Origin of the sequence: Psychrobacter sp. K31L, from assembly GCF_017942195.1 — a bacterium.
GTDB classification, from domain to species: Bacteria; Pseudomonadota; Gammaproteobacteria; order Pseudomonadales; family Moraxellaceae; genus Psychrobacter; species Psychrobacter glaciei.
Window position 1 is genome coordinate 207,782 of sequence record NZ_JAGKSC010000005.1, and the last position, 12,135, is coordinate 219,916.

The window sequence follows — 12,135 nt, forward strand, 5'->3', positions numbered from 1 at the left end:
ATTTCGAGATTATGGTGCTGCATTGTCTACGCTGTCATCGATACTATACAGCCCCGTCGATAAATAACGGTCTCCACGATCACAGACAATAAAGGCGATAACGGCATCAGGGTTTTCTTTAGCCACCTGTACGGCAGCCCATGCAGCGGCGCCTGAAGATACGCCTGCGAATATACCTTCGGTTTTGGCCAGTTTGCGCATATAAACTTCAGCGATATGTTGGTCAATATCCATCACTTCATCGACCAAGTCTGCATCAAAAATACCCGGCATATAAGCGGCAGGCCAACGGCGGATACCAGCAATAGACGCTTCCTCGTCAGGTTGCAGCCCGATGATTTTGATCGCTGGGTTTTGTTCTTTTAGGTATTGCGAGACACCAGTAATGGTGCCAGTCGTGCCCATCGAGCTGATAAAATGGGTGATTTTACCCGCAGTTTGCGCCCATAGCTCAGGGCCAGTCGTTAGATAATGGGCTTGTCTGTTATCGAGGTTATTAAATTGATCTAAGACGATGCCTTTGCCATCCGTTTGCATCTGCAATGCCAAATCACGCGCCGCTTCCATACCTTCATCCACTTCAATCAACGTCGCACCATAAGCAATCATGGCGTCTTTGCGCTCTTGAGTCGAGTTGGTTGGCATCAGTAGGGTGATCGGATAGCCACGCATCGCAGCGACCATAGCCAACGCAATGCCTGTATTGCCACTGGTGGCTTCAATCAGCATATCTCCAGGCTTTATGTCGCCGCGCTGTTCTGCTTGGTAAATCATATTAAAAGCAGGGCGGTCTTTGACAGAGCCAGCAGGATTATTGCCCTCAAGTTTGGCGAGCAAAACCGCACCGTTTGTAATGTACTCCTGCTCAGGCAGACGCTGAAGCTTCACCAATGGTGTTTGACCGACGCAATCGGCAAGGGCAGTCACTTGCGTGATAAAGTTGGCATTTGACGTGGTCGTCGTGGACATAAGGTATCCTTATTGGTTTTTTAGAGGACAATTTCTTTAATATTAGGTATTTTTTAGGGCGTTATTCATTTAACAGTCGTCTGAAGCACCGCATTTTAAATAAGGGCTTGCTGATTAACACACTGTTGTTATCGTCCAACAATCGCTTGATACCATCCCGATAAATTATGAGACTGCTACTATAAAGGTTGTTACTCAATCGTCAGCCAGTCAATTAGTGCGAGGGTCGTAATTACGCCGTTAATCTGGTCATATGACGAGGTATAAATGATGACAAATAAAAAGTTGCGTCATTATATCATTTTGTTTTCAGCCGCGCTGATGACATCAGGTATTATTGGTAAACGCATTGCCATCCCTATCAAATATTTAAACCTTGCGATTGTCAACGTTAGCAATGGATGAGGGTTCTCTTATCAGGATTATAAAGGTTAAGGTAGGCGCTATGAATGTTTAACAGCCATTCATAAAATCCTGTTAAGATAATATCGAGCACCAGTTATTGGCTGCGGCATAAGACGTGAAAGCAGCATGAGTATTTATCGCAAAAATATCAGTGGAGAGTAACCCCAGTATGGCATACAAGAAACGTTTTGATACCAGTAGCGCTTATGGTCAGCTGATTATATTGGTGTTTTTGCCGATCTGTTTATTAGCAGCGGTCGGTGGTATCTTGGTCTTTCACGAAACCATGCGTGCCAGCAACTCAGAGCAAGAAGCATTAGCAGAGGCAATGCTTATTCGTTATACACCCACGATTGCCGAGCGTATTCCCGAACTACTAGAGCAGCAGCGTCAGCAAGCGATAGATGAGGTCAATACAAGTGAGGCACCGCAAAAATCGGCTGTTACACTCAGCGGCCTCCAAGATAGGCTTGGGCGTATGCAGTCTGAGCAGCATGTACAGCGTATTGCGATTATTGATGAGGGCAATCAAGTACTGGTGACGGTAGGCTATGGGGCGAATGAAGCGTGGCCTCTGATCGCCACGACAGGGGAGTTTTTATCGCAAAAGCCAACACCTATCGGTACCGCCTATGGCAGCATGCTGGGTGATTTTGACGGTCAGCAGCTGTGGTTGATGATTGATATGGACAACGAGCCGCTCTATATCGCCCGTTACCGCATCGCCATGGCACTGGTCATTACTGGCTTGTTTACTATTTTAATCTTGTTGCTGAGTTTGAATATTTATTCAAAACGTTGGATTGCACCAATTTATGAGTTGCGCCTACAATTACAACGTACCCATGTCGACAATCTATACCAACCCGCTTCGGTCGAGTCCACTGGTGAGCTTAATTTATTACAACAGGATTTAATTAGGACTCTACGCCGTTTGCATGGTAGCTTTCAAGAGCTTAAGGACCATGCTGAGCAAACCGAAGATGACTTGCGTTTGGCCTTTGATGAGATGGAAATGCAAAACATTTCTATTAGAAATGCACGTGATGCCGCCATCTCAACCAGCCAAGCCAAATCTGCATTTTTGGCCAATATCAGCCATGAACTGCGCACACCGCTTAACAGTATTGACGGCTTTATTAATTTGCTGGCGCGTCATGGCGAGCTCAATCCTGAACAAGACTTGTATGTGCAGACCATACGAAAATCGTCAGCGCACTTGCTTGCTTTGGTCAATGATGTCTTGGATTTTTCTAAAATCGAAGCGGGCAAATTGGTGCTCGATCGTCATGAATTTGATTTGTATGACACCATCTATGACGTGGTCGACATGCTGTCGCCGGTATCCTCAGAAAAGGGGCTGCGCATGGCGGTGCTGTTCTACAATGATGTGCCCATGCGCGTCAATGGTGATGCCTTGCGCCTCAAACAAGTACTGACCAATATCGTGGGCAATGCCATTAAGTTCACAGACAGTGGCGATGTGGTGGTGCGTGTCAGCTTAGATGACCATCGCGACAATTACTTGATGATTAGCGTACAAGACAGTGGTAAAGGCATTTCTTTGGCCGATCAAAAAATGCTGTTCCAAAGCTTTAGCCAAGGCGATCCATCAATTACCCGCCAGTATGGTGGTACAGGGCTGGGTCTGGTTATCTCCAAGCAACTAACCCGTTTGATGGGCGGTGATATTGGTTTTTATGATAATGCACAAGAGAACATTGCCAATCAAGGCGCGACGTTCTGGTTTCGAATGCCAGCCCATGTCGATGTGCTAGAGGCGGCTACTGGGCAGACGATTGCGCTACCCGTGTTAGCACCGCTGGCAAGTGCCACGGATGAGTTTAATGTGTTGGTATGGATTAATCATCCTGCTTCGATACAGGTACTCAAAGCCAGCTTGCAATACTTACCGATTAAGCTGACCCAAGCCAATTCGTTGCCAGGCGTGCTTGAGTCACTAAAAGAGCGCGGCAATTATTGGGATTGGGTCATCGTCGATGATGACAAACAAGACGATATGATGGCGCTGCTCAAACAGATTCGTCTGCATTATCAAGGCAAACTGGCGGTGTTTGGTTATCAGGTCGCTGCCGATCAAGCGCTGTTAAATCGTTATCATGCCAATATATTGTATGAGCCGTTAGACAAACGCCAGCTCTACGGTATGCTTGATACGCAGAAGCGCAGCGCACCCAAAAATATGCAAGAGCCGCGCTGGAAAGGCGTGACCGTGCTGGCAGTTGATGACCATCTGCCCAACCTACTGGTGCTCGATGCTTTACTCAGTGAGCTTGGCATTCAGGTGATTACGGCGAATAGTGGTTTTGAAGCCATAGAGCTTATCAGCAAGCAACAAACCAAAAATATCAAAACCGCCAAAGCTGATAAGCAAAGTTTGTCGAAAAAGACCCAAATTTCAAAAGCGGAAACGCGCGACGAAGTGGGTAAAGCCGCCAACAGTTCCCTATACTCTGAAGATAGCAATAATGAAGACAAAAGCACTACTCAGAGTACAACCAATGCTCAGAGTAAAACCAGTAATCAGGATAAAAACAGCATCGACTTGATATTTATGGACATACAAATGCCGCGGATGTCAGGGCATGAAGCCGCTCGACAGATTCGTAATATCGAGAATGCTGATAATCGTATTCCTATTATTGCGTTGACGGCACATGGATTGGCAGACGAGCGCGACAAGCTTATGGCGAGTGGCATTAACGATTATGTGGGTAAGCCCATTAGCCAACCACAGTTGTTACAAGTGCTACAAAAATGGCTAGGACGCACAACGACAGTGCCGCAGTTAACCGCTGTGACTGAAGCCAATGCAGAACAAGAGGCTGGTACTCAAAATGCTGATACTCAAAATATCGGTACTGATGTTGGTACTGATATCGGTACTGATATCGCTACTAAAGATTTTGATGCAAAAGGTTTTGATGTGCAAAGTGACCCTTTAACGAATACCGCTGTGGAAAAACCTTTAGGTTCGTATGTAGGCACTACAGCACCGGCTTATCCGATGGTTAAAGGTAGTGACGATTATCATGGTCAGGTGTCCGAAGCTATCAATCCGCAAAAAGTAACCCGACCTTTATCATTAAAAAAAATCCGTGATGACTATCTAAAGGACAGCCAGCCTCGTGAAGACTATAGACAAGGAACGCTACGCGAAAGCCAGCCACGCTATGAAAGCTTACGCTATCAACAGCAAAGACAAGCATCGCTACTGTACCCTCCGTACCAAATATCAGGCAGCAGCAACCCTGAGGTACTAGCAAGTACCGAGGATAAGTTAGACGAGCATATAAACCTCGACCTAAGCGCTAATGATACGAACACCTCCCATATCTTAGACTGGCAAGATGCGTTGACTCGATCAGCGAATAAACCGGATCTCGCAGCCAAGCTCATAATTATGATGCTCGATACGATCAATGAGGAAAAACGCGCCCTCACTCAAGCGTGGGATGCCCGTGACCGTAGTGCTCTTGCACAAATTGCCCATCGTATCTTAGGCGGTAGTCGCTATACTGGTGTACCAGAGCTACGTCAGGCCAGCCAAGATCTGGAAGACAAGAGCTTGTTGAATATTCAGCACACTACGCCTGCACAGTTTGCGATGCTTGAGCCGTATTATGAAGCGTTATTAACGGCATTAAATAACTTACAAGCGCTGGATTTATCGTCTTATGCGCAGCTGAATTATCATCGTCTGAGTGAAAATGATATGACGTGGAAGATGATTTGAGGCAGCTAATATATCAGATGGTTTTGTCTGCAAATTGGCCGTTTTCTATTGATTGATGGATGGGTGGTATCCTGACAGTCAGTTATTCATAAGATATGGCAGATATAACCCTGTTATATTGGCATCATTAGCAGCATATTTATTTTATTTATTAATAAGGATTGTTATGAACGCGATTGCCACTTACCAGTATAAAACGTTACAAGTGAGTGTGACTGACCATATTTTAACCGTTACTTTAAACCGCCCTGAAAAAAAGAATGCCATGAGTTTTCAGATGATAGATGAGTTGATCAAAGTAGCAAGTCGCATTGGTAAAGAGAAAACGATACGTGCGGTGATTTTGAATGGTGCTGGAGATACGTTTTGTGCAGGTATCGATTTGAGCGACTTAAACCACCCAAAAAACAAAGCTTTTGCACTTTGGGAGTTAATGAAACCTTGGCAGAGCCTTTTTCAGCGTGTCTGTCTGGTTTGGCGTGATGTGCCTGTCCCTGTGATTGCGGTACTAGAAGGGTATTGTATTGGTGCAGGGCTACAACTGGCGCTGGCGTGTGATGTGCGCATCAGTCATCCTGATTGTAATTTGTCTATTATGGAAGCCAAGTGGGGGCTCGTGCCTGATATGGGATTGACCCAGTCGGCATTGGGCGTGGTTCGCGTCGATGTCTTAAAAGAGCTGGCGATGAGTGCCCGTACGATTGATGCAACCGAAGGCAAAGAGTTAGGTCTCGTCAGTCACTGTAGCGAGACACCCTTAGCACAAGCACAACAGCTCGCTGCTGAATTTGCAGAGCGCTCACCAGATGCCGTACTGGCCAGTAAGCGTGTCATCAATGCGATGTACGAACAATCAGCGTTGACGTTATATCAAGAAAAAGTCTGGCAGCTAAAGATGATGTTAGGTCGCAACCGTAAGCTTGCGCTCAGAAAAGCCAAGCAAGCCAGCACTGCATTTGCCAAGCGCCAATTCCGTTAGAATCTTAGACATTTCTTGAGAAGTTGTTAGTGTTTGTTTTATTAACATCATATGGCTATTGAAATACAAGCAGACAGTAAGATATAACACTGTCTGCTTGTGTATCTGTGCATAAATATGCATTATTGATTTGCTGCCAGTTTTTTATTTTGAATACCTTTATCCTGAATAAAAACTGGCCACACGCAAAGCCTGAATAATAAAATAATAACCATTATACAAAACGGTCTCACTATGTCTGCTCCAAAGCCTTCTTTGCCCAATAAACCACTTGCCTCTGAACGAGTGCGCTCTGCCGATTTGCCTGTAGCATGGATCATGATGCTCGGACTCATAGTGGCAGTAGGGCCGCTGTCTATTGATATGTATTTGCCAGCATTACCATCGATGGCAGATGACTTTGGTGTATCCACTGCCTTTATGGCCAATTCTGTGCCAGCGTATTTTTTGGGCTTAGTGTTTGGTCAGCTGTTTTATGGTCCGTTTAGTGATCGTGTTGGCCGCGTCAAACCTCTATATATAGGTATGACGTTGTATGTCATCGCATCCATCATCTGTGCAACCACAAACGATGAATATGTATTGTTTGTGGGACGTACCCTTCAGGCACTGGGGGCTTGCGTGGGGGCTGTGGTTACCCGTGCCGCGATTCGCGATCGCCTAACAGCCAAACAAACTGCCAAAGCCTTTTCTATCATGATATTGGTGATGGGCTTAGCGCCGATATTAGCGCCATCACTTGGTGCGGTATTTTTGCGTTTTTTTACATGGCACTCTATTTTTTGGTTTTTAGCGGCTTTTGGCACGCTCAACTTATTACTTACCAAATTTTTCTTTTTTGAAACACTAACTGAAGAAAACCGTAATGTGCGTCCCGCCAAAGAAGTCCTGAGTCAATACTGGGACTTACTGAAAGATCGCACCTTTAGCTATCCTGCGATTGGTGGCGGTCTGTTGATGGGAGCGATGTTTGTTTATATCAGCTCGGCTTCTGAATTGATCATGGATACGTATGGGGTATCGGCGACCCATTTTGGCTGGCTCTTTGGCATGAATGCGGCTGGTTTTGTCGCTTTAACGCAGCTGAACCAATGGCTCACCAATCGCTTTCGTATCCTGAGTATTCTGCGTTTTGGTGCTATGATGCAGGTTATTTCTGCAGGCGTGCTATTCGTGATAGGTCTGTTTTTAGGTACTGATGCCTGGCTACCACTAGTATTGGTCTGTATTTTCTTTTGTATTGCTGGTCTTGGTTTGACGCAGCCGAATGCTTCTGCGATTGCTTTAGCCTTCCAAAAACGCCGCGCAGGTATGGCAAGTGCATTGCAAGGCTCTCTTATGTTCTCCGTGGGTATTTTTGGCGGTTTATTGTTGAATCTATTTCCGGTCAATCCAGTACTTAAAATCGGTATTGCCATGTTTTCTTTAATGAGTCTCGGTTGCTTTTTGATTTGGCAGATAGATCGTAATTTAAATCTTGATGATGCCGAATAAGTCCCAAATGAGTCATTAAATGATCAATTAAATCACGCCTTACTTAGTTCCTAAAAAGCACTCAAACGTCAAAGGCGTTGTGAGTGCTTTTTTGTGTGCTTTGTACTAAAAAAATGTATATACATTTTTACTTATTAAAATAAACAAATGTCCGTTATAAAATTAAAATAATGCTTTTTATTAGATATTAAAATACGATAAAGCGTAAATAAATATACTTATGTTTAATATTTATATATGCGGCCTTTGCTATATATAACAATTTGTATGTATTCTCTAAACATAATTATTGCAATCACAGAGTTGCTCAATTATCATCCTAAGTAACTTTCTGTAAGCAAATATTATTTAATGATTATTCGACCTTGCTAGATTGTTATTCACTAAAATTTAGAAAAACCTTAAACTTTAAGGATGGGATATGAAGCAAATATATCGGATGTTACCGATTGTGTTAAGTGTTGGCTTATTCGGATGTGGTAATTCTTCTACACAAGAGAGCGCCAACTCGACTGGCAAGGCGATAGCAGCAGAAAGTAAAGATGAGTTTGTCAGTAAACTACCTGATACTGCGCCAGTAATAAAAGTCGGTACTGAAGCAAACTATGCACCTTATGAGTTTAAGGATGAATATGGCAATGTCACTGGATTCGATATAGAGCTAATGCAACATATTGGTGAAGATCAAGGGTTTAAAGTTGAGGTTTATAACGACCCATGGGAAAGGTTGTTTGATAACTTGGATAATGAAAGTAGAGATATGGTGGCAGCTGGACTGACATATAGTAATGATCGTGCTAGCAAATACTTGCTTTCTGATGCCTATGCACCGCTTCCTACCAGTCTTGTATATTTAAAAAGCTCGCTAAATATTAATTCCTTAAATGATCTCAGTGATTTGCGAGTAGGGGTATTAAGCAGTTCTGAACCTTATGAATATCTGGCGCAAGGTAACTATAAAATTGGAGCTTTGGAGCAATATCCAACGACGTTTGCAGCAGTAGAAGCGATGGCACAAGATAAAGTTGATGCAGTGGTAGATGATTCAGGGGTACTGCGCTATACCCTAAACGATTTGCCAACTCTAAAGCCAGTGTATTTTGATTATGAAAGCATCAAAGCAGATGGCGCTCGTAAAGTATTTCTTATTGATAAGAGTAAGCCAGAACTACTTAAGCAAATTAATACAGGGTTAACAGAGCTAAAAGAAAATGGTACCTATGCGAAACTAACGACTAAATGGTTCGGTACGGATTTGACCAAAATCTCTCTACAGCAGCAACAGATTTTACAGCAGTCTACAGTGCAATAAGCGATAGCACCTATGATCTCAGCTTAAACAACTATTAAATATAAATTTATCTATATTAAAAGGAATGTGCTATGACTGCTTCAATTAAGAGCGGTAATTCCCGTTACCGTGGTTTGATTCTGTCGATTGTTGCCTTCTTGGCATTGATTGGAGTTTTGCTAGCGTTTACGTTTTATACTTCAAGCGTTTTAGAGCGCAATACTACGCTAGTAAATATATCTAATAAAACCGCTAATAATGCTCAAGTTATTATCAAAGATTTATTCGATTTACAAAGTAGCGTAGGTGAACATATAAACTCTCCTCATCAAACACGTGTTAGGGAAAGGCTCGAAAATAACACTCAAGATATCGATCGATTACTTGTTAGTATGCGTGAGGGTTCTGAGTATGTTGACAGTGCCGGTAATACCTATCAGATCCCTAATATAAACACAGCAACTGAAGTGGCTGCTTTAGAAGAGGCACAGCAAGATTGGGATAATCTAAAACCACTAATTTTAACCTATCTTGAGGGTGCTAATGACATTCGAGTTGATTCTTCAGATGAGTTAGCGCTGGCTTATGAGCAAGCTAAAACATCTAGTCTGCGAATGAATGCTGCTTTGGATCAGCTGACAAAAGAGGTTTACGAAGAAACTGAGCGCCAAGCCGATACCATCCGTTTGATTCAGGTATTGGGTGTTGCAGCTATCTTCGCTTACTTCTTGATTTTCGTTTTCTTCTTCGTTCGTCGTCTGCGTGATACCGATGCAGAAGCTTTGGCCGCTCGTCGTGAAACCCAAGAAATTATGGAGACGGTGAATACGGGTCTCTTCTTGCTAGACAAAGATTTGAATATCGGTCAGCAGCATTCTCGCGCACTGACCAACATTATCGGTGCTGACACCTTAGCAGGAGAAAACTTTACCAATGTCTTGCGTGGTCGTATTTCTGATAAAGACCTAAATACCACTCGCCAATTCATTGAGCAGCTATATAATCCGCGTGTGAAAGAAAAGCTGGTCGATTCTTTAAACCCACTGAACAAAGTCATGTTGCACAATGCTCACGGAGCAGATGGTGCCGACAGTCGTTATTTAGACTTCAAGTTTTCGCGGGTTTATGAAAATAAAGATATCGCTCGTATTCTCGTCAACGTCAATGACGTCTCAGACGCCGTATATTTAGAACAGCGCCTAGAAAAAGAGCGTTCACAAAATGACATGCAGATTGAGATGTTAACAACCATCTTAAACGTCAATCCAAAAATCATTAACGAATTTATTACCAATACCAAAGCGCACATCGACAAGATGAATAACATTTTGAAAAACCCAGGTAGCTCACAATTTGAGCTCGAAGGTAAATTAAAAGCCATTTATCGTGAAATGCACAGCCTAAAAGGTGAAGCTTCTGCGCTGAAACTGCACAGCTTTACTAAGATTGCATCCGATGCGGAAGACAAGCTGGATGCGTTGCAAAACCAAGGCAAATTATCGGGTAATAACTTCTTGCCGTTAGCAGTGCATTTAGATGATTTGCTTAGCCTATCTAATACCATCGAAACATTGGGTGAGCGTATCAACCAAGCCACGCCAAAAAGTGTCAGTGCAACAAACAATACTCATGCGACCCAATCGGTAGCATCATCAGTCACGCCTGCATCAAACATTAAGACATCAACCGCTAGCGAAAACCAATCAACGCATCAGTCAGCCATGAGTATGCCTGTGGCAAGCGGTAATGATATTGATATTGATTTGAGTGATGAGTCGGATGATGATCAGTTGTCTTATTATCAAAGTTTTGCGCAAGATATCGCGGCAAGACAAGGTAAGCAAGTGCAGTTGAGCAGTCAGACGTTAGCGCACACGGCGATACCAGCCCATCTTAAAAATGTCGTCAAAGAAATAAGTATTCAGCTGTTACGCAATGCTGTGGTACATGGTATTGAGACGCCTGCGGTACGTCAGTCAGCTGACAAACCAGCCGTTGGTACTATTGATCTAGAAATACAGAGTGATAGCCGCGATCTCGTTATTACTTTGCAAGATGACGGACAGGGTATCGATTACGACAGCATTCGCCAAAAACTCATCGCCAAAGGTCGCTTTGATGCAGAAGCTACTGCTCAAATGAGTCAGGGTGAGCTATTAAAGCAACTGTTTACGTCAGGGTTCTCGACCAAAGAACACGCTGATGAAGATGGTGGTCGCGGTGTTGGCTTGGATATTATCAAAGCACAAGTAAAAGAGTATGACGGTAAGCTCAACGTCAATAGTGAGCTTGGTAAAATGACTCGCTTTACCATTACCTTGCCTAAAGCTTAATTGAGGATAAGAAAGACGTTATGTATAAATTAATGATTGTTGATGATTCTAATATCATTCGAAACCGAATCCAGCGTGCGTACGATTCAGGAGAGTTTATGTTGGTGGCTACGGCGACCAGCGGTGTGCAAGCTATTGAGAAATTTAATGTGCATCGTCCTGATGTCATTACTATGGATTTGACCATGCCACAAATGGACGGTCTGGAGTGTATCGAAAAAATAATTGCGATCGATCCTGAAGTTCGTATTTTAGTGGTGTCAGCCTTATCTGATAAATCGACTGGCATTGAAGCATTATCGTTGGGTGCAAGTGGATTTTTATGTAAGCCTTTTTCAGAAGAAGAGCTTGTCGAAGCTTTACATGAGCTTATGCAAGACTAACTTCAGCCAACGATTTAAGCAGATGTCATTATGAAAGAACAACATTTACATATTTTTTTAAATATCATCACCAACTATTTTAATCAGTTCGGTAGTGAAGCACTTATCGTTGATACCCCTTATTTGCTGGAAAATCAACAGCCAAAAGTCTACGACTATACCGGTGTCATTGGTATATCAGGGGTACAAAAAGGCGTAGTGTATTTTTCGGCAACCCGTGATTTACTGTCTTCAATATTGGACAGCATGGGAGAAACTGATAAGAGTGATGAAAACTACATCGACTTGGCAGGCGAAGTTGCCAATACGATCGCGGGTAATGCGCGCAAAGAGTTTGGTTCAGAGTTTCATATTTCTGTGCCGTTTGTTTTTAAAGGCGCACCGCAAAGTATTGTGTTGCCGCACGATGAGCGCTCTTTTATCATTCCTGTTACTTGGCGCGGTCAAGTCGGTGAAATTGTGGTTTGTTTGCAAGATTAAACTAAGCACCCACACGTCATCGATGTTAGCTATGGACAATACAC

9 protein-coding genes are annotated in these 12,135 nt (G+C 43.3%); 8 read left to right on the plus strand and 1 reads right to left on the minus strand.

Annotated elements, in window-relative coordinates; all coding sequences use genetic code 11:
- Positions 1-9: 9 nt before the first annotated feature.
- Positions 10-969 (minus strand): cysteine synthase CysM, encoded by a 960-nt coding sequence (gene cysM / locus J5X94_RS10020; protein WP_210541154.1) that lies wholly within the window; start codon positions 967-969, stop codon positions 10-12.
- A gap of 267 nt (positions 970-1,236) precedes the next feature.
- On the opposite strand from cysM, the gene J5X94_RS10025 reads away from it, so the two are divergent.
- From J5X94_RS10025 to J5X94_RS10060, 8 genes are all read left to right on the plus strand, one after another.
- Entirely contained in the window at positions 1,237-1,374 is a 138-nt protein-coding gene (locus tag J5X94_RS10025) for a hypothetical protein (RefSeq protein ID WP_210541155.1), read from the plus strand.
- Between the two features lie 169 nt (positions 1,375-1,543).
- The gene (locus J5X94_RS10030; protein ID WP_210541156.1) at positions 1,544-5,131 is read left to right on the plus strand and encodes an ATP-binding protein; all 3,588 of its coding nucleotides are present in this window, start codon (positions 1,544-1,546) and stop codon (positions 5,129-5,131) included.
- Positions 5,132-5,297: 166 nt separating this feature from the next.
- The gene (locus J5X94_RS10035) at positions 5,298-6,110 is read left to right on the plus strand and encodes a crotonase/enoyl-CoA hydratase family protein (RefSeq protein WP_210541157.1); all 813 of its coding nucleotides are present in this window, start codon (positions 5,298-5,300) and stop codon (positions 6,108-6,110) included.
- Positions 6,111-6,344: 234 nt separating this feature from the next.
- Positions 6,345-7,604 carry a multidrug effflux MFS transporter gene (locus J5X94_RS10040; protein WP_210541158.1) on the plus strand — a complete coding sequence of 420 codons (1,260 nt, stop codon included), beginning with the start codon at positions 6,345-6,347 and terminating at the stop codon, positions 7,602-7,604.
- Positions 7,605-8,025: 421 nt separating this feature from the next.
- Positions 8,026-8,916, plus strand: a complete 891-nt coding sequence (locus J5X94_RS10045; protein ID WP_210541159.1) for a substrate-binding periplasmic protein — start codon at positions 8,026-8,028, stop codon at positions 8,914-8,916.
- Between the two features lie 71 nt (positions 8,917-8,987).
- Positions 8,988-11,228, plus strand: coding sequence for an ATP-binding protein (locus J5X94_RS10050; protein WP_210541160.1), 2,241 nt, complete (start codon positions 8,988-8,990; stop codon positions 11,226-11,228).
- A 20-nt stretch (positions 11,229-11,248) separates the two neighbouring features.
- The gene (locus J5X94_RS10055; RefSeq protein ID WP_189582679.1) at positions 11,249-11,611 is read left to right on the plus strand and encodes a response regulator; all 363 of its coding nucleotides are present in this window, start codon (positions 11,249-11,251) and stop codon (positions 11,609-11,611) included.
- Between the two features lie 30 nt (positions 11,612-11,641).
- Positions 11,642-12,091, plus strand: coding sequence for a chemotaxis protein CheX (locus J5X94_RS10060; RefSeq protein ID WP_210541161.1), 450 nt, complete (start codon positions 11,642-11,644; stop codon positions 12,089-12,091).
- The last annotated feature ends 44 nt before the right edge of the window (positions 12,092-12,135 follow it).

What these genes read in the sequence shown, in the direction of transcription:
- cysM (WP_210541154.1), bottom strand. Translation starts at nt 969, where the DNA reads ATGTCCACGACGACCACGTCAAATGCCAACTTTATCACGCAAGTGACT.
- J5X94_RS10025 (WP_210541155.1), top strand. Translation starts at nt 1,237, where the DNA reads ATGATGACAAATAAAAAGTTGCGTCATTATATCATTTTGTTTTCAGCC.
- J5X94_RS10030 (WP_210541156.1), top strand. Translation starts at nt 1,544, where the DNA reads ATGGCATACAAGAAACGTTTTGATACCAGTAGCGCTTATGGTCAGCTG.
- J5X94_RS10035 (WP_210541157.1), top strand. Translation starts at nt 5,298, where the DNA reads ATGAACGCGATTGCCACTTACCAGTATAAAACGTTACAAGTGAGTGTG.
- J5X94_RS10040 (WP_210541158.1), top strand. Translation starts at nt 6,345, where the DNA reads ATGTCTGCTCCAAAGCCTTCTTTGCCCAATAAACCACTTGCCTCTGAA.
- J5X94_RS10045 (WP_210541159.1), top strand. Translation starts at nt 8,026, where the DNA reads ATGAAGCAAATATATCGGATGTTACCGATTGTGTTAAGTGTTGGCTTA.
- J5X94_RS10050 (WP_210541160.1), top strand. Translation starts at nt 8,988, where the DNA reads ATGACTGCTTCAATTAAGAGCGGTAATTCCCGTTACCGTGGTTTGATT.
- J5X94_RS10055 (WP_189582679.1), top strand. Translation starts at nt 11,249, where the DNA reads ATGTATAAATTAATGATTGTTGATGATTCTAATATCATTCGAAACCGA.
- J5X94_RS10060 (WP_210541161.1), top strand. Translation starts at nt 11,642, where the DNA reads ATGAAAGAACAACATTTACATATTTTTTTAAATATCATCACCAACTAT.